Below are 17,914 nucleotides of genomic sequence, written 5' to 3'. Positions count from 1 at the left end.
CATATGCCCGCCTGCCAGAGGAAGATCCTCATGCGAACCCCCCTGCAAGCTCTCGTCCGGAGCCAGAGCTTCGGCGCCGTGATCGGTGTCGTGCTGATGCTTGCCGTCTTCAGCATTGTTGACTTCTCTGGCTGGTGGCGCAGCCAGACGCTGGCGAATGTGGCGCATTTCTCGGCCATACTCGGCCTTGTTGCGATGGGCCAGGCGCTGGTGATCATCACAAAGGAAATCGACCTCTCTGTCGGGTCGGTCTACGGGCTTACGGGCGTCGCCTTCATCACTTTCGAGCCGCAATATGGGGTCGGAGGCGCCATTATCCTCGCGCTGCTGATCGCGGCGCTGGTGGGGGCGGTCCAGGGCCTGCTGGTTGTGAAGGGAAAGCTTCCTTCGATGATCGTGACGCTGGGCGGTCTCTTTGCCGCGCGCGGGCTGATCTATGTCTGGACCGGCGGCTCGGTGAACAACTTCTCCGAAGCGGCGCGCAGCAACCCGCTGACCCGGCTGTTCGGCGGCGAGTTTTTCGGGATCGAGGCGGCGATTTTCTGGATGATCGGCCTCTGTATCGCGCTGAATATCATGCTCTGGGGTACAAGGTTCGGGAACCGCCTGCTGGCGACCGGCGGCGCGCAGGACAGTGCTGAGTCGCGCGGCGTCAGATCGGATCACGTCAAGATCGCCACCTTCACCCTTTGCGCGCTCCTGGCCGGTTTCGCGGGGATCGTGACGCTGGCGGACAAGCCGCAGACCCATGTGACGCTGGGCGATCTGATGGAGCTGGAGGCGATTGCCGCAGCCGTGATCGGCGGCTGCCTCCTGACAGGCGGGCGCGGCTCGCTGGTGGGTGCGGTGCTTGGCGCCTTTATCATCACGAGCTTTCGCTATGAGCTGATCGCGCTTGGCGCGCCGTCCTCCTGGTTCATCACCTTTGTCGGCGTGGTCCTGATCGTCGCCGTCATCTTCAACCAGTCCCTTGCCCGCCGGGCAGGGCATTCTGTCTGACCCGAAAGGATCCTCCCATGTCCGGCACTCCGCTGATCCAGGTCAAAAACCTCCAGCTTTACTTCGGGGCCTTTCACGCGCTGAAAAATGTCTCGGTCGATTTCAACGCAGGCGAGCTGATCGGCCTTGTCGGTGACAATGGCGCGGGCAAGACTACGCTGATCCGCGTGCTTTGCGGCATCCATAAACCCACCTCGGGCGAGGTCTGGTTCAATGGCGAGCGGGTCGAAAAATTCCACCCCAAACTCGCCATCGATCAGGGGATCGAGACCATTCAGCAATCGGTGGGCCTTTGCGACAACCTCTCCATCGCGCGCAATTTCTACCTTGGCCGCGAACCGGTGCGCCGCATTTTCGGCATCCCGATCCTCGATTTCAAAAAGATGCGCGAGATGTCGACCAAAGTGATCCGTGAATTCGGATTGCGCGACAATGTCTCGGCCGATGACGAGGTCGAGCGGCTTTCAGGGGGGGAACGCCAGTCGGTGAAAATCGGCCGCGCGGTCGAATTCAAGAACCGCGTTGTCATCATGGATGAGCCCACGAACCACCTTTCGGTGCGCGAACGCGAACATGTCAACGAACTGGCCGTCGCGCTCAAGGAACAGGGGCTGCTGGTGATCTATATCACCCATGACATTTTCCAGGTCCACAAGCTCGCTGACCGCATCATCATCATGGAAAACGGCGAGAAAATCGAAGACGCCGCCACCAGCGCCATGACTGCCGACGAGCTGGAGGAGGTCATCCGCCAGGGCGGCCGCAAGGTCGAAAAGCGGGAGACCGTCTGATGGCGGCGCAAGGATTCAAGCGCCTGGTGCGGCGTCATTCCGAGATCGGCATCTTCCTGATCGCGGGCCTTCTGGTGGCGTTCTTCGCCACCAGTTCCGATGGCCGCTGGGCCAATCTCTATAATTTCGCGACGATTTTGCAGGTTACGGCGACGCTCGGTCTGATGACCCTGGGCGTGGCGCTGGTGATCGGCACCGGCGAGATCGACATTTCGGTCGGATCGACCTTTGGCATGGGCGCGCTGGTCTATCTGTGGCTGGCGCTCAGGATCGACCCGGCGATTGCGATGCTGGCGGCGGTGACGACAGGCGGGCTGATCGGGGCTTTCAATGGCTGGCTGATCACGAAAACCGGCACACCTTCGCTGATCATCACGCTCGGATCGCTGATGATATTTCGCGGCATCGCTATTGCACTGACCGACGGATTTTCCTTCTCGATCCCCTACGCGGCGCGCGGGGGCTTTACCTACTGGCTCTTTGGCGGCGGCGATATTCTTGGCTTCAACACCGGATTGATCTGGCTGGGGCTAAGCCTCGTCGTCCTGATGATCCTGCTGCGCGCCACGCCCTTCGGCAATCGACTGCTGGCGGTCGGCGGCTCGGCCGCAAGTGCCCATTCACGCGGCGTCCGGGTCGACCGGATCAAATTCTCGGCCTTCGTGATCTGCGGGCTGCTTGCGGGCCTCGCCGGAGGGCTCGAAGCCGGCAAGCTCGGCTTTGCCGATGGCTCGATGGGCCGGCTGATGGAGTTGCAGGCGATTGCCTCCTGCGTGTTGGGCGGTTGTCTGCTGGCAGGCGGGCGGGTGTCGCTGCCGGGCGCGCTGATGGGTGCATTCGTGCTGTCGTCGATCCAGTCCTATCTGGTGGTAATGGGGGTCAGGCCGCAATGGTTCATCCTCACACTGGGGCTGATCGTGGTGGCGGCAGCGCTTGGCGACCGGCTGCTGCGGCAATGGGCAGTGAAACGGTAGGAATGACACAGATGGTTGTAAGAATTGGGATCATCGGCGCAGGGATGATGGGCGCGGATCATGCAAAGATCTTCGCCGAGGATCTGGCGGGGGCAGAACTGCGGCAGATCGTCGATGCCGATCCGGCCCGCGCCCGCGCCCTTGCCGGCCGCTTCGGTGCGGAGGCCGGCACCGACCCCGGGGCGCTGATTGCAAGACCGGATATTGACGCGGTGCTGATCGCCAGCCCCGATTTCACCCATGCGCCCCTGACGCTGGCCTGTCTGAAAGCCGGCAAGGCGGTTCTGTGCGAAAAACCATTGTCGCCTCTGTCCGTCGAATGCCTGCAGGTGATGGAGGCTGAGATCGCCGGGGGTGTGCAGCGGGTGCAGCTTGGCTTCATGCGCCGCTTTGACCAGTCTTACCAGGAGATGCGCGCGGCGCTTTGCGACGGGCTGATCGGGCGCGCGGTGATGATGCATAATTTCCACCGCAATGTCGAAAACCCGGCCGCCGATTTCACAGCCGATATGGCGATCACCAATTCCGCGCCACATGAATTCGACGTGGCCCGTTTCGTGCTGGGAGCGGATTATGTCGCCGTGACGGCCTTCACGCCGCAGCTCGCGAGCGGCAAGGTCGGCCCCGTGGTGATGGTGCTGGAGACGGATCAGGGCCAGGTCGTCACCATCGAGGTGAATAACAACGCCGCTTACGGCTATGACGTGCGCGGCGAGCTGGTCGGGGAAACAGGTGCGGTTTCGCTTTCTGCCCCACTGCATTCGCGCATCGACCGCGGCCTGCAACAGGTCACCACCTATGCCGCCGACTGGCGCCCGCGCTTTGCCGAGGCCTATCGCCGTCAGAACCGCGCTTTCATCGACTTTGTCCGCAGCGGGGTCTTTCCGGCGGATGGGGCCAGTGCCTGGGATGGGTATGCCGCCTCGGTGATTGCCGAGGCCGGGGTGACCTCGCTGAAAGAGGGGCGACGGGTTGTCGTCGAAATGATCGCGCAGCCGGAATTCTACCGCAAAAGGACAGACTGACCATGAAGCTTGGTTTCGTAACGGACAGCCTCGGCGGTGACAGCTTTGAGGGCGTGCTGGAGACGGCGGCCCGTCTCGGTGTCGCGGGGCTGGAGGTCAATACCGGCGGCTGGTCGACCGCGCCGCATTTCGACCTTGCGCTGATGGCGCGCGATGCGGGCGCACGAAAGGCCTTCCTGAAGGCCTTTGCAGATCGCGGGCTGGAGCTGATCTGCCTGAATGCAAACGGCAATCCGCTGCATCCGACCGAGCCGCATCAGGCGGAATGCCTGCGCGACACCATCCGTATTGCGGGCGATATGGGGATCACGAAGATCGTGACCATGTCGGGCCTTCCCGCCGGGCGCGAGGGCGATCTGATGCCGAACTGGGTGGTGGCAAGCTGGCCGCCCGAGACGCAAAAGATCCTCGAATGGCAATGGCAGGAAAAGCTGATCCCGTTCTGGAGCGGGATATCTGATCTGGCGACCTCCTCGGGCGTGTCGCAGATCGCGCTCGAGATGCATGGCAATCAATGCGTCTATAACGTGCCCTCGCTTCTGAAGCTGCGCGACGCAGTCGGGCCGGTGATTGGCGCCAATCTCGACCCGAGCCATCTGTTCTGGATGGGGGCCGACCCGCTGGCCGCAGCCGGGGCGCTAGGGCCGGCAATCTTCCATGTCCATGCCAAGGATACTTTCCTCAACGCGCCGAAACAGGCCACGACCAGCCTGCTGGAAAACGGCGGTCTGATGGATATTCCGGCGCGCAGCTGGTCTTACATCACGCTTGGTTTCGGCCATGGCGAGGAATGGTGGCGGCACTTCTGCTACCGGCTGAAGATGGCGGGTTACGATGGCTGGCTTTCGATCGAGCATGAGGATGTGCTGCTGAATTCGCTCGAAGGGCTCGGGAAATCCATCACGCTTTTGCGCAATGTGATGCCCGCGCGCGATGCGGATTTCCGGCCACAGGCCATCTGACTTCCCGGGATCCGGGCGCTTCTTTCCCCGGCCGGGCTGCTCCCTTTGCCCGACCCATGGCGGGGGCCTGTTCCTCACGGGCCCCCGCTGCCCGCACTGGATTGCCCGCCGATGGGGGACGGTGATTTTCCCGGATCCGGATGGTCAGACCGGCCCGGTATGAGGCGGGGGCGCAGGTGATGCATCCGGTCTCTGACCGCGCCCCTGGTCGCGCCTTTGGCCGAACCTGAAGCGGATCCCGGCAAGCCCTTTGGGAAAAAGGATCACGCAGCCCGCCAGCACAAGCCCGATGCCGATCTCGCGCCAGTCGGACACTTCGCGCAGCCCCTCATCGGCCCACATCAGCAGCGCGGCCCCGATCAGGGGTCCCCAGGTGGTGCCAAGCCCGCCGACCACGATCATCGCAAGGATGAAGAGCAGCATTGCAAAAGCGAAGGCGGTCGGCCCGACCACGCCGAAATGCGCGGCATGAAAGGCGCCGGCAAGGCCGGTGAAAAAGGCGGAAAGGCCAAAGACCCAGAGCTGATAGCGCATCCGCGAGACGCCGCGTGCCAGCGCAAGGCCGGGATTGTCGCGCAGGCCCCGAAAGGCCAGTCCCAGCGGGCCATGGATGATCGCGATGCAGAACAGCTGCGCGGCAAGCAGCAGCACCAGCCCGGTATAGTAATGCCCGACATACCATTTCGAGCCGAAAAGATCGCGAAAGCCCAGATCCCCGAACCGCGAAAAGCCGCGCGCGCCGCCGAACAAAGGCAGGCAGCCCGAGGCGGGGGTGGTGAAACAGGCGGTGTCATTCACGACCAGAAGGTACATGACCTGGCCGATTGCCAGTGTCAGCAGCGCCACATAGGGGCCTTTCAGCCGCAGGCAGGCAAAGCCGATCACCAGCGAGACCCCAACCGTCACCAGGGCCGCCAGCAGCATCGCGGCGGGCAGCATCAGCCCGATATAATAGGCCAGCATCGCGGTCGCATAGGCACCGACCGCGAACAATGCCATCTGCGCCAGCGAAAAGATCCCCGCGACGCCGAGGACAAGGTTCCACTGGCTCGCCACCACCGCCCAGATGAAAAACACCGTCAGTTGCGTCAGCACATAGCGGGTGCCGGTCAAAAGCGGCACCGCCAGCATCAGCAGAAACAGCACCAGCGCAATCACGACATCGCGTCTGACAGGAGACCGGATCATAGCCGCACCACTTCTTTCTGGCCAAAGACGCCCTGCGGTCTCCAGATCAGCACCGCGATCACAAGGCACAGAAGGATCGCGAAGGCATATTGCACGCCGAAAATGTATTGGATGACTGCCTCTAGCATGCCGATGGCAAAGGCGGTCAGCGCGGCACCCGGCACATTCCCCAACCCCGCCACGACACAGATGATGAAGGCTTTCAGCATCGGGTCCGCCCCCATATTCGGCAAAAGCCCCGACATTGACGAGATCATGATCCCCGACAGCGCCGCCAGCGCGCCCGAGAGCATCAGGATCGTCAGGTAGATCCGGCGGATCGGCACCCCCATCAGCTGCGCCGCATCGCGGTTCATCGAGGTCGCCCGGATCGCCCGCCCGAGGCGCGAGCGGTTCAGCATTCCCGCCACCAGCACCAGCATCAACAGCGCCGTGACAAAGATCAGCACATTTTGCCAGGGCAGGTTGACCTGGCCGATCATGATACCACCTTCAAGCTTAAGGCTCTGCGCCTGGGGTTGCGGGCCAAAGGTCTTGAGGATCACGCTTTCCAGCATCAGCCCGATGCCGATGGTCGCGATGAAAATGCGGGTCTCGAACCCTTCGCCGCCCAGCATCGGCCGCGCGGCGGCGACAAAGATCAGCCCGCCCGCGATCGCCCCCGCCGCCATTGCGGCCAGCGCGGCCAGCGGCGCAGGCCAGCCCATCGCCTGCATCGCCCACATCGCGATATAGCCGCCAAGCGCCAGCAGACCGCCTTGCGCCATGTTCAGCATGTTCAGCGCGCCGTAGATCAGCGCAAGACCAATGGTCGAGACCGCATAAACCGCCCCCAAAGTCAGGCCGGAAATCAGGATCTGGGTTGCAACATCCATGGCTCAGCCCCCCAGATATGTGGCGAAGATTTCCGGCGATGACAGGAATTCCTGTCCCGTGCCCGACCAGGCAAGGACGCCATTGTCGAGAAGATGCATCCGGTCGGCCATATCGGCGATGCGGATGGCGTTTTCCTCGACCACCAGAATGGTGCGCCCCGATTTCGCCAGCGCCTGCACCAGTTCATAGATCTGGTCAATCACGATGGGGGCAAGCCCGAGAGAGGGCTCATCAAGCATCAGGATCCGCCCGCCCGCCATCAGCCCGCGCCCGATCCCGACCATGCGCCGTTCACCACCTGAAAGGGTAGAGGCGGTCTGGGTCTGACGGTCCCTCAGTTTCGGCAGCAGCGTAAAGACCTCATCAAGGCGGCGCGCCTCGTCGCGCGCGGCTTCGGGAAGGTAGGCACCCATCCTGAGATTATCGAGCACCGACATGCCCGGAAACAAGAGATCGCCCTGCGGTACATGGATGATGCCTGCCGCGACAATGCGGTCGGGCCGCGCTCGGGTCAGCGCCCGGCCGTCCAGGCGGATCTCTCCGGCGCGCGCCCGGGCAAGCCCCGAAATCGCGCGCAGAACCGTGGTTTTCCCATGCCCGTTCGGGCCGACAAGGGCCGCGAATTCGCCCTCTTTGATCGTCAGCGAAATACCCCGGATCACCCGCTGCACACCATAAGCGACTTCGAGGCCGCTGATCTCCAGAAGGCTCATGCGCCCACCCTCCCGAGATGACCGCGCAGCCGCTTGGATGCGCCGGCCCCCAGATAGACATCGACCACGGTGGCATCTTCGACCAGCCCGCCGGGCGGGCCTTCGAAAATCTTCTCGCCGTGATGGAGGATCATCACGCGCTCGGACAGGCCCACAAGGAACCGCATCACATGCTCGATCAGGATGATCGTCACGCCGCGCGCTTTCAGGCGGCGGACGCAGTCCATGATCACATCGGTTTCGGCATGGGTCAGGCCGCCGACCGGTTCATCCATCAACAGGATCTTCGGATCGGTCGCCAGCGCCGAGGCGATCATCAGAAGCTTGCGGTCTATCACCGGCGCCTGTCCGGCCAGGGTTCCCGCACGCGGCCCGAGACCCACGAAGTCCAGCGCCTGATCGGCTGCATCGCGCATCTCACGCGAAAGCCGCAGCCCGGGCATCGCCCGCGCGCGCCGCCCGAACTGCGCCGCCAGCCGCACATTGTCGCGCAAGGACATTGAATCAAAGGCCGCATTCAGCTGAAAGGTCCGCGCGAGGCCGTGCTGGCAGATGCGGTCGGGGGCGTCAGCGGTGATCTCTTTTCCAGCCAGCATCACCCGCCCAGCGGTCGCGGGCGAAAGACCCGAGAGCACGTCAAACAGCGTGGTCTTGCCCGCGCCATTCGGCCCGCCGATCCCCAGCACCTCGCCGCGCCGGACCGTGAAGTCCAGCGCGTTGACAGCTTTCAGCGCACCATATTCTTTGGTCACCCCCTCGCAGTCGAGGATCGGCTCGGACACGGTCATTTCAGCCAGGACGGTTTCACATAGGGGCCGGTCGCATAGGGCCAGGGGGCGATCAGCTTACCGCCCACGGCCGCATCCTGGATTTGCAGGAACTGATGCGGCATCCCGAGCGAGGGGTCGTTGACCTCAGTCGGGAAGGCGCGGGCGGCGTTGTTTGCCGGGTTCATCCGCGTGGTGCCACAGACGCCGCGATAGATCAGGTTTCGCATCCGGTCGGCGACCAGGCGGTTCTGATCTGGATTGTCCGGCTCTCCCGATCCGCCCGCCAGCGCCGCGCCCACGGCCCAGAGATACGCGCCATCATAGGGCTGCGCGCCGGAATTATGCCCGGCAGTCTCGCCAAAGCGTTCCTTGTAGCGTTTCTCGAAATCGAGCCCGATCTCATCCTGAAGATCGCCCACCAGGGTGGCATAGATCACCCCTTCCGAGGCCTTTCCGGCAATCTCGCGGAAGGCGGGAACCATCGGGCCATATTGCATATAGATCAGCGAATTCGTGGGGTTGGGGGCGAATTGCACCATGAATTGCGCCAGATCGGCGGGGAAGAAATGGGTGATGCAAATCACTGCAGGCGGGTCTTCGCGCAGTTTCGCGAGCGTCGGCCCCCATTCCGAGATCGGCACGGAAACCGTCTCGAACATGGAAATCTCCCAGCCATATTCGGCGGCGCGTTCCTTGACACCATTGGCGATATTCGCGGCATAGACGCCCGCCGAAAGGATCACCGCCATCTTGTTATTGGGACGCTCGAACTCCTTGTTCGCCTCCAGCGATTTGAGGAAGTCGAGGAAACCCGGCCCGTACCAGTATTCCGCAGCACAGCCCTGGAAGGAGCCGAAATAGCGTTCGGGGTCGGATTCAATGAGGCTCGTATGGCCAAGCGTCGCGTCATAATGCACATAGATGATGCCGCTGTCGGCGATCACATCGGGGATCGCCGAGCCCGAGCCGACATTATAGCCGTTGATCACCGCATGGACGCCATAGCGGTCGATCAGACGCTGCACGGCCTGGACATTGGTCGCGTCACCCATCTGCTTGGTGTCTTCGAACTGTGGCTCCAGCGGGCGGCCCAGAATGCCACCAAGCGCGTTGATCTCGTCACAGGCCATGATCAGACCGTTGCGAAATTCGACCCCGTCAGCGGCGGCGAAATCCGTCAGGGGGGCCGCCTGGCCGACCGGGATCGCGCTTCCCTGCGCGCGGGCGCCGTCATTCATGCCCGCAAGCATCGCGCCCGCCGCGCCGCCAAAGCCCGCGACGCCCTTGAGGAAAGTCCGCCGCCCGGGGATCACATTGGGGGCTGCCAGTTTCAGCGTTTTCATGATCATTTCCCTGTTGTTTTATATGTGTTTTTATCCGATCGCGTCGAGCAGGGCCGCCGCCCCGGCAATCATCGCGGCCTGATGTGGCTGCAATTCCTGCTGGCCCCAGCCTGCATGTTCGGCCCAGGGATCGGTGACATGGGTGCGGATGCCGCTCATTTCTTCCAGCACCGCAAGGCCGCAATAGGGGGCATACATCGCCGAATAACCGCCCTCATGCGACATCAGGAGGCGCCCGCCGCACAGCCGGTCTGCGGCCTCCATCAGCATGGCGGTCATCTGGCGATAGCCTTCCGAAGTCACCATCATCCGCCCCATCGGATCAACCGCGCAGGCGTCAAACCCTGAAGGCACCACAATCAGATCGGGCCTGTAACGCTCAAGCGCGGGCAGGACGACACGGCGGAACGCTTCGATATAGGCGCCATTGCCGCAGCCCGGCGGCAGCGGGATATTGAGGTTGTAGCCCTCGCCCTTGCCGGTGCCGCGCTCGGCATGCAGGCCGGAATGGGTCGGGTAGAGCCGGTCTTGGTGCAGTGAGATCGTCAGCACATCGCCGCTGTCATAAAACGCATCCTGGGTGCCGTTGCCGTGATGGACATCCCAGTCCACCGTCGCGACGCGGCCCAGACCATGCGTGGCCTGGGCATGCATGATCGCCACCGGCACATTGCCGAAAAGGCAGAACCCCATGCCGATATTGCGCTCGGCATGATGTCCAGGCGGGCGCACCAAGGCATAGGCATTCTGCACCTGGCCCGTCAGCACCGCATCCATCGCGGCAATCGTGCCGCCCGCCGCAAGCAGCGCGATGTCGAAACTTCCGGCGCCAAGCGGCGTGAGGTATGAGGCATCGCCCCAACCCGCCTCGCTTATCGCTTTGATCTTCGCGATATGGTCGCGGGTGTGAAAGCGGGCGATCTCATCCTCGGTCGCGGGGCGCGGTTTGATCGGCGCGAGGTAATCCAGCAGGCCAGAGACCTCGAGCAGATTGCGGATCCGCCGCTTGGTTTCGTGGTTTTCGACATGTTCGCCAGGCTGCACCGTCAGGCCTGGCGGGAAAACCAGGTTCCAGTTCTGGGTATTATGCCAGTGATACAGCTCATGCGACACGAGGCCGGTGGTCATCGCGCGTTTCTCCCGCCCAGTGATTCTCAGGTCTTGCGGGGAGGAGGCTAGGCGAGGGTCAAAGGGGACGCGCCTCCCTTAGGGGTGGGGGGCGGCGAAAAATCTTCACTACCCTTTCGGGTGGGGGCCCGGGCGGTCTCCCCTGGCCGACAAAGCCAGCACGGCCTGGATGCGGCTGGAGACACCGAGCTTGGAGAAAATATTCTTCAGATGCCATTTCACCGTATCCATCGAAATCGCAAGCTGTTCGGAAATCTCGCGGTTCGAAGCCCCGGCCTGCAAGGCCGCCGCGACCTCGGCCTCTTTGGGCGACAGGAGCGGTGACGCGGCCTGAGCCTGTGGCCCGGTTGCAGTTGCAAAGGGAGACAGCCGGGAATGAAGGCCCGTGACAAAGGCGGAAAGCGCCACATCGCGCGACCAGGACGGGATGCGCGGCCTTGCCCAGTCCATCACCCGCGCCAGCGCTGCACCCTCATCGAGCAGGCTGCGCAGCGCACCCTGGCGAAAGGCGGTCTCGACTGCTTCGGAAATCGCATTCAGCGCCGCCATGCGCTCGCCCGCGTTCAGCGCGGCGATGGCATTCACCGCCTGAACCTGCACCAGCCGCCTGAGCCGCCCCGAATAGCGCAGCCGCCCGACGATGCCGGTCAGGCGCTCATGCGCGGCGGCGGGATTGTCTTCGGCGATCAGAACCCGTGAAAGCGCGATCTGTTCCATCTCATGCGCGGTCGAAGGCGCGCCGGGGCTCTCACTGCTGTCTTCGCTGACGCCGCGTGCCAGCAGCACCCCCCGCGCCAGCGCCGCATTGCCGCCGGCCAGCAAGAGCCGGACATGGTCATTCAGCGCCGCGGCGACCAGCCGGCGGTAATGGTTGCGGGCGCCGGAAACCTCGGCCTCGGAAAGGATCGCGATTGCGGCTGCCGTCTCGCCCCGCGCCGCCGACAGCCGCGCGGCAGAGAGGCGCACCGTCATCTCATGGACCACAAGGCCAAAAGCCTCCATCTCGCCGCGATGGTCGGCCAGGTGTCGCGCGGCGGCGTCGAGATCATCGCTTTCATAGGCAAGCTCGGCCTGGAAGACCGCGGCCATCGCCTCGGCATAAGACCCCGCGCCAAGCGCCTCGCGTGCCATATCGGCGCCAGAGGCGAAATGCTGCCGCGCGATTTGCAGATTGCCGGCGGATTTCTCGATCAGCCCGAGGATCAGCTCGGAATAGGCCATACCGAAGACCGATCCTGCCTGTTCATGCGCCGCGCGGCCCCGGCTGCAGGCGAGGCGCGCGGGGCCAAGGCTGCCCAGCGAATATTCGCAAAACCCGAGCACATTGTTCAGCGTGCCGCGCAGGAAATGCTCCTGACGTGGCAGGCCGGGCAATAAGGCCAGCGCCATCCGCCGCGCCCGGGCAGAGCGTTCTCCGGCAGAAAGCGCCCCCACCCCCAGCACCTGCATCTCGGCCCAGAGCGCGGCATGGGTCTCGCGCGGCAAAGCTGCGTCAGACTGCATCTGGCGCAGGAGATCGCGGGCGGCGCGCACGCAGGTCAGTGCCCGGCGTGGGGCGCTGGAATGGAAATAGACCCAGGCCTGGGCCAGCAACAGACGCGGGCGGCTGTCATTCACCCCCGGCGGCAGCCGTTCCAGCCAGGCGCGCAGCCGGGTGATCTGGCCGAGCTTGACCGCCGCCATGCAGCAGGTCTCGACCAGTTCGGCCGCGCGCAGCGTATCACCCGCCGCCAAGGCATAATGCACCGCGTCGATTTCCAGGCCGCGCGCCGAAAGACAATCGGCGGCAGCGCGGTTCAGCGCCGGGGCCAGTTCGGCGGTGCAAGGCAGGCTGCGCAACAGATCGGCAAAGAGGTGATGGTAGCGGAAGGTCGTGCGCGAGGGCGTCAGCGCGACAAGGAACAGGTTCGCCTGGTCGATCCGCCGGATCATCGCCGCCGCATCCTGATGCCCGGTCACCCGCGCCGCCAGATCGGCATCGAACCATTCCAGCACCGCGCTGCGGCTGAGGAAATCCATCATATCGGCGGGCAGCCGCGACAGCACCTCCTGGCCCAGAAAGGCGGCGATATCACCGCCTGCGCCGGAAAACCGCGCCAGAAAGCCGGGTCGGTCACCTTCCTCATGCATCGCGAGACCGGCGAGTTGCAGCGCCGCGATCCAGCCCTCGGTCCGGGAATGGAGCGTCGTCAGCTCAGCGGGCTCCATCGTGAGCCCGAGGCTTTCATGCAGGAAATCCGCCGCCTCGGCCCGCGAGAAGCGCAGCGCGCTGTCGGGGATGCGGACCAGCTGACCCCGCGCCCGCAGATGCGCCAGATGCAAAGGCGGATCGCTGCGCGAGATCAGCACGATATGGAGCCGGGAGGGCGCGTGGTCGATCAGCGATTGCAGGAAGGCGAGCGCTTCCGCAGAGGTCAGGCGGTGGAGATCATCGAGCACAAGGACCAGGGGGCGCCCCGCTGCCAGAATAGCTGCGACAAGTGCCGCCAGCGCGCCGGTCGCAGAAAGGGATTCCGAAGTGATCAGGTTTTGCAGAGCTATGTCAGGCGCGGGCAAGGCGCGCCCGACCGCACGGATCAGATGCAGGATGAACGATCTGCCGCTGTCGGCCATCGGATCCAGCGAAAGCCAGGCGAAACCCGTTTCCTCAAGCCGGGCGCCCCATTGTGCCACCAATGTCGTTTTTCCAAACCCTGCCGGCGCGCGCAGGACCGTCAGCGGATGCGCCAGCGCCTGATCCATCAGCGCAAGGGCCGCCTCGCGGCGCAAGAGCGTCGACCGTAAGAGCGGGGGGTGAATCTTGGTGTCTATAACGGTCGCCATGTGCCGCAGTCCGGCGGGAATGCCGGCATTTGTCAACCTAGGCCCGGGGGTTACGCCGGAACATGGCGTCACAACCACTGGCAAGAAAGACACATTCCTGATGGGAAAATAAGCAAATGTCGTATGACTGCCTGAAAAGGCGCATCTGGCCCTTGGAATTCCCGCATCCTGCGCTATTTCACCGGGGCAACCCTTGCGCTTTTGCCTTGCCCGCCGGTCTTTGACCGCTGTGGACAGGCGGCCTCCGGCAGCAGTCAGCCATAAATCCGGCCTTATTTTCCCTATCCCGCGATGGGGGAGGGGGCTTTGCGCGCGAAAAGGGGCCGTCATGGGCAAGAACGAGTTTATCGGCAAGTCTTCGGCGGCGGCTGGCGGCTGGGGCGCGCTGAAAAGCTGTGGCAAGCGGCTGCTTGCGACCGGCAATCCCCTGGCCGGCGCACGGACCATGCTCAGGGCGAACCAGCCCGACGGATTTGACTGCCCGGGCTGCGCCTGGGGCGACCCGGAACATGGCTCTTCGTTTGAATTTTGCGAAAACGGCGTCAAGGCGGTGGCCTGGGAAGCGACCCAAAAGCGTGTCACGCCTGATTTCTTTGCCGCCCATAGCGTGTCTGAGCTGCGCACCTGGTCGGATTTCGATCTGGAGCATCAGGGCAGGCTCACCCATCCGATGGTCTATGAGGCGGCCAGCGACCGCTACCGCCAGACCAGCTGGGACGAGGCCTTCACCGCCATCGGCGCCGCGCTGAAGGCGCTGGATGATCCCGACCGGGCGGAATTCTACACCTCGGGGCGGGCCTCGAATGAGGCGGCGTTTCTGTACCAGCTTTTCGTGCGGCTTTACGGCACCAACAACTTCCCCGATTGTTCGAATATGTGCCATGAGGCCTCGGGGGTTGCGCTGACCGAAGCGATCGGGATCGGCAAGGGTACTGTGCTGCTGGAGGATTTCGAAGCGGCGGATGCGATTTTCGTGATCGGGCAAAACCCCGGCACCAATCATCCGCGTATGCTCGCCGATCTGCGGAAGGCGACCGCGCGGGGTGCGAAAGTGGTGGTCTTCAACCCGCTGAAAGAAAAGGGTCTTCAGCGTTTCGCCGATCCGCAGAACAAGCTGGAAATGATCTTTGGCGGGTCAGAGCCGACCTCGACCGACTATTACCAGCCGCGCCTTGGCGGAGATATGGCGGCGGTCAGGGGAATGGCGAAACTGGTTTTCGCGGCGGAAGAAGCCGCGCTGGCCGAGGGGCGGCCTTCGGTGATCGACCACGCCTTTATCCGGGAACACTGCCAGGGGTTCGAGGCCTGGAAGGCCGAGGTCGATGGCACTGCCTGGGATCAGATTCTCGAACAGTCCGGCCTGACGCTGGAGGAAATAACCCGCGCGGCCGGGGTCTACCTGGCCGCAGATAGGGTGATCTGCACCTGGGCGATGGGGGTCACACAGCACCGCCATTCGGTCGCGACGATCCGCGAGATTGCCAGCCTGATGTTCCTGCGCGGCAATATCGGGCGGCCCGGCACGGGGCTTTGCCCGGTGCGCGGCCATTCCAACGTTCAGGGCGACCGCACCGTCGGGATCAATGAGAAAGCCCCGAAAGCGCTGATCGATGCGCTGGAGCGCGAGATCGGTGTGAAGATGCCCCGCGCGCGCGGGCATAACGTGGTCGAGGCCATTGGCGCCATGATCTCGGGCCGGGCGAAGGCCTTCATCGGGCTTGGCGGCAATTTCGCGCGCGCCACGCCTGACAGTGATCTGGTGGCAAAGATCCTGCAAAGCCTCGATCTGACGGTGCATGTCGCGACCAAGCTGAACCATTCGCATCTGCTTCCGGGGCGGCTGTCTTACATCCTTCCCTGCCTTGGTCGCACAGAAATTGACAAGAATTCCAAAGGCATCCGTCAGATCGTCACGGTCGAGGATTCGATGAGCATGGTGCATGGCTCGGGCGGGATCAACATGCCGGCCTCGAAAGAGCTGAAATCCGAAGTGGCGATTGTCGCGGGGATCGCGGCGGCGACGGTGGGGTCGGACCATGTCGACTGGGCGGGCCTTGCCGATGACAATGACCGGATCCGCGACCTGATCGCCCGCGTGTTGCCGGCCTTTGGCGATTACAACACAGCCGTGCGGCAAAAGCGCGGCTTCTGGCTGAGGAACCCGGCATCGGAGCGCGAGTTCAACACCGCCACCGGGCGCGCGAATTTCTTCCCCGACCGGCTGCCCGATCAGACCGAATGGCAGCAGGCGGGGCCGGGGCGGCTTGTGCTGCAGACCTTCCGCTCGCATGATCAGTATAACACCACGATCTACGGTATGGATGACCGCTATCGCGGGGTTTACGGCGAACGCCGGGTGATCTTTATCAACCCGGGTGACCTGGCCCGGCTGGGCCATGGCGCGGGTGATCTGGTCGATCTGACCAGCGAGGCGGCGGATGGTGCGATCCGGAGGGCCAGTGGCTTCCGCCTCGTGCCCTATGACATCCCACAGGGCTGCATCGCCGGCTATTACCCCGAACTGAACCTTCTGGTGCCGCATGATGCCTGGGGCGAGGGCAGTTTCACGCCGGTTTCCAAGTCGATCCTCGTGACGCTGCACCCGCAATGAGCGCCGGGGCCGATCCCAGTGAAGAGCGCTTCATGGCGCTCTGCGAGGCGGTTGCCGGGCGGGGGCCGTCGATGATGGCGGCAATGTTGCTGGCCACTGCGCATCTGGGGATCTGTGCCGACAGCCGCAGTTTCGCGCGGATTTTCGGGGTGGAACATGCGCTTGTCCTGCGCGAACTGGTGGCGATGGAGGTCGAGACGCGGCTGGTGACGATCCTGCGCCGTGACCGCAGCCAAAGGGTGCATTATGCACCCGGCGCGGCCGCAAATGATCTGCTGGCCCATGCCGAGGCCGCCATTGCGGTCTGACGCCGCTTAAATCTCCAGCACCGGCCCGCCATAGGCGAGCACATAGCGGTCCTGGGACAAAAGGCGCATCCCCTCTGCCGCCGCCTGGGCCACCAGCAGCCGGTCGAACGGGTCGCGATGCAAGGGCGGCAGGGTCGCGAGCGCGAGGATATGTCGCCCTTCGATGGTCAGCTCCTCATAGCCCGCTGACAGCAGGCCGGCCCTGAGCACCCCTGGATCGGTGCGGAAGTCCGGTCGGTCGAGGCCGCGCTTGATCGCCACCTCCCACATGCTGGCGACGCTGAACCAGAGCCGGTGCGCCGGATCTTCGATCAGTGCCAGCGCCCGGGCCGGGATCAGATCCGGTCGCGCCGCCACCCATAACAGGTAATGGGTATCGAGCAGCAGATTCACGGCTGAGATCCCGTGTCATCCTCAAAGAGGCCACGGATCAGATCGGCATCGCGGTGATCGAAATCATCGGGCACGTCGATCTGCCCGGCGAGAAAACCGGTGCGGCGTGGCGCATCCGTCTCGATCATCACCACCTTGACCAGGGGCTTGCCCGCGCGGGCGATGATAAAGGGCTCCCCCTGCACGGCCTCTTCCACGAGGCGCGAGAGATGTGTCTTGGCTTCATGCATATTGACGGTTTTCATCACAGCGCCCCGGTCTGACTTAGTCTGTTAAACTTAGTCTGTTTCTTACGTCATGACAAGCTATGCGCGTCAGGCTCACAGAACCATTGCCGCGGGCCTTTTGCCCTCCTATCATTTCGCATGACAGAGCCGCTGCGCTCTGAGCTGCGGCCAGCCGATGAAAGGCGCGACTGTGACATTGTACAACCGCCCCCCCGAAGTTCAGAATTTCATAGAGGTGACGCTGGCACTCATGGCGGACCTGGCTGCGACGTCTGAGGCAAAGGCGGCGCTCGCGGGCATCCGCGACGGCGTGAAGCGGGTCGATCCGCAGGCCCCGCGCAGCCCCGGAAGACAACCCGCCTGCGCGCATCTCGGGGCTGCGCTTACCCATGCCGCGCAAACCCCGCAGCTCGCCCCGCTTTGCACGGCGCTGGAGGCCGCCGAGCCGCATCTCGAATGGACGGGCGAAGAGCGCAATGGCCTTGCCTCCGGGAGCTATGCCGAAATCACGCTTCTGGGCCCGGGCGGCCATGAAGAGCGGCGCGATGTCTGGCTGGGTCTTTCGCTGCTGGCGCCACATGTGCGCTACCCCGATCACAACCATGCGCCGGAAGAGGTCTATCTGGCGCTGTCAGAGGGCGATTTCTGGCGCGAAACCTCTGGCTGGTTCACGCCCGGAACCGGAGGCACCTTTTACAACCAGCCCTCGGTCCGGCACGCGATGCGGTCCGGCGCGGCGCCTTTACTGGCGATCTGGGCGCTGAGGCGTGTCTGACACGGTGC

17 protein-coding genes are annotated in these 17,914 nt (G+C 63.9%); 8 read left to right on the top strand and 9 right to left on the bottom strand.

From position 1 onward, the window contains the following. Positions 1-30 precede the first annotated feature (30 nt). From AC4FS3_RS09215 to AC4FS3_RS09195, 5 genes are read left to right on the top strand one after another with little or no spacing between them, the layout of a single operon-like run. On the top strand, positions 31-999 hold the full coding sequence (locus AC4FS3_RS09215; protein ID WP_283178983.1) for an ABC transporter permease: 969 nt from the start codon (positions 31-33) through the stop codon (positions 997-999). 17 nt (positions 1,000-1,016) lie between these two features. Beyond that, positions 1,017-1,790 carry an ATP-binding cassette domain-containing protein gene (locus AC4FS3_RS09210; RefSeq protein ID WP_283178982.1) on the top strand — a complete coding sequence of 258 codons (774 nt, stop codon included), beginning with the start codon at positions 1,017-1,019 and terminating at the stop codon, positions 1,788-1,790. Beyond that, positions 1,790-2,764, top strand: coding sequence for an ABC transporter permease (locus AC4FS3_RS09205; RefSeq protein WP_491020299.1), 975 nt, complete (start codon positions 1,790-1,792; stop codon positions 2,762-2,764). Before AC4FS3_RS09210 ends, AC4FS3_RS09205 begins: the two co-directional genes overlap by 1 nt. 11 nt (positions 2,765-2,775) lie before the next feature. Further along, a complete protein-coding gene (locus AC4FS3_RS09200; RefSeq protein ID WP_491020298.1) occupies positions 2,776-3,789 on the top strand; it encodes a Gfo/Idh/MocA family oxidoreductase in 1,014 nt (337 codons plus the stop codon). Positions 3,790-3,791: 2 nt separating this feature from the next. Further along, positions 3,792-4,751 (top strand): sugar phosphate isomerase/epimerase family protein, encoded by a 960-nt coding sequence (locus AC4FS3_RS09195; protein WP_491020297.1) that lies wholly within the window; start codon positions 3,792-3,794, stop codon positions 4,749-4,751. Positions 4,752-4,895: 144 nt separating this feature from the next. On the opposite strand, the gene AC4FS3_RS09190 is transcribed toward AC4FS3_RS09195, so the two are convergent. From AC4FS3_RS09190 to AC4FS3_RS09160, 7 genes are all read right to left on the bottom strand, one after another. Continuing rightward, positions 4,896-5,939 (bottom strand): branched-chain amino acid ABC transporter permease, encoded by a 1,044-nt coding sequence (locus AC4FS3_RS09190; RefSeq protein WP_491020296.1) that lies wholly within the window; start codon positions 5,937-5,939, stop codon positions 4,896-4,898. Next, positions 5,936-6,814, bottom strand: a complete 879-nt coding sequence (locus tag AC4FS3_RS09185; RefSeq protein ID WP_491020295.1) for a branched-chain amino acid ABC transporter permease — start codon at positions 6,812-6,814, stop codon at positions 5,936-5,938. The genes AC4FS3_RS09190 and AC4FS3_RS09185 overlap by 4 nt, the downstream gene beginning before the upstream one ends. A gap of 3 nt (positions 6,815-6,817) precedes the next feature. Further along, entirely contained in the window at positions 6,818-7,528 is a 711-nt protein-coding gene (locus tag AC4FS3_RS09180; RefSeq protein ID WP_491020294.1) for an ABC transporter ATP-binding protein, read from the bottom strand. Further along, on the bottom strand, positions 7,525-8,310 hold the full coding sequence (locus AC4FS3_RS09175) for an ABC transporter ATP-binding protein (protein ID WP_491020293.1): 786 nt from the start codon (positions 8,308-8,310) through the stop codon (positions 7,525-7,527). Before AC4FS3_RS09175 ends, AC4FS3_RS09180 begins: the two co-directional genes overlap by 4 nt. A 2-nt stretch (positions 8,311-8,312) precedes the next feature. Then, positions 8,313-9,641, bottom strand: coding sequence for an ABC transporter substrate-binding protein (locus AC4FS3_RS09170; protein ID WP_491020292.1), 1,329 nt, complete (start codon positions 9,639-9,641; stop codon positions 8,313-8,315). Positions 9,642-9,671: 30 nt separating this feature from the next. Beyond that, positions 9,672-10,769 (bottom strand): class II histone deacetylase, encoded by a 1,098-nt coding sequence (locus AC4FS3_RS09165; RefSeq protein WP_491020291.1) that lies wholly within the window; start codon positions 10,767-10,769, stop codon positions 9,672-9,674. Between the two features lie 108 nt (positions 10,770-10,877). Next, a complete protein-coding gene (locus AC4FS3_RS09160; RefSeq protein ID WP_491020290.1) occupies positions 10,878-13,592 on the bottom strand; it encodes a winged helix-turn-helix domain-containing protein in 2,715 nt (904 codons plus the stop codon). A 328-nt stretch (positions 13,593-13,920) separates the two neighbouring features. Here AC4FS3_RS09160 and AC4FS3_RS09155 point away from each other — a divergent pair, with 328 nt between their 5' ends. Together AC4FS3_RS09155 and AC4FS3_RS09150 are read left to right on the top strand one after the other, a co-directional pair. After that, a complete protein-coding gene (locus AC4FS3_RS09155; protein ID WP_491020289.1) occupies positions 13,921-16,203 on the top strand; it encodes an FdhF/YdeP family oxidoreductase in 2,283 nt (760 codons plus the stop codon). A gap of 32 nt (positions 16,204-16,235) precedes the next feature. Next, positions 16,236-16,511 (top strand): hypothetical protein, encoded by a 276-nt coding sequence (locus AC4FS3_RS09150; RefSeq protein WP_491020288.1) that lies wholly within the window; start codon positions 16,236-16,238, stop codon positions 16,509-16,511. A 6-nt stretch (positions 16,512-16,517) separates the two neighbouring features. On the opposite strand, the gene AC4FS3_RS09145 is transcribed toward AC4FS3_RS09150, so the two are convergent. Further along, positions 16,518-16,904 carry a type II toxin-antitoxin system VapC family toxin gene (locus AC4FS3_RS09145; RefSeq protein WP_491020287.1) on the bottom strand — a complete coding sequence of 129 codons (387 nt, stop codon included), beginning with the start codon at positions 16,902-16,904 and terminating at the stop codon, positions 16,518-16,520. Beyond that, a complete protein-coding gene (locus AC4FS3_RS09140) occupies positions 16,901-17,149 on the bottom strand; it encodes a type II toxin-antitoxin system Phd/YefM family antitoxin (protein WP_491020286.1) in 249 nt (82 codons plus the stop codon). The genes AC4FS3_RS09145 and AC4FS3_RS09140 overlap by 4 nt, the downstream gene beginning before the upstream one ends. A gap of 157 nt (positions 17,150-17,306) precedes the next feature. Here AC4FS3_RS09140 and AC4FS3_RS09135 point away from each other — a divergent pair, with 157 nt between their 5' ends. After that, positions 17,307-17,906, top strand: a complete 600-nt coding sequence (locus AC4FS3_RS09135) for a dimethylsulfonioproprionate lyase family protein (protein WP_491020285.1) — start codon at positions 17,307-17,309, stop codon at positions 17,904-17,906. Positions 17,907-17,914: the final 8 nt, after the last annotated feature.

It is taken from the genome of Pseudogemmobacter sp. TB195, assembly GCF_058313095.1.
The sequence above is the reverse complement of the archived record's forward strand: the minus strand, read 5'-3'. Positions and strand labels throughout refer to the sequence as shown.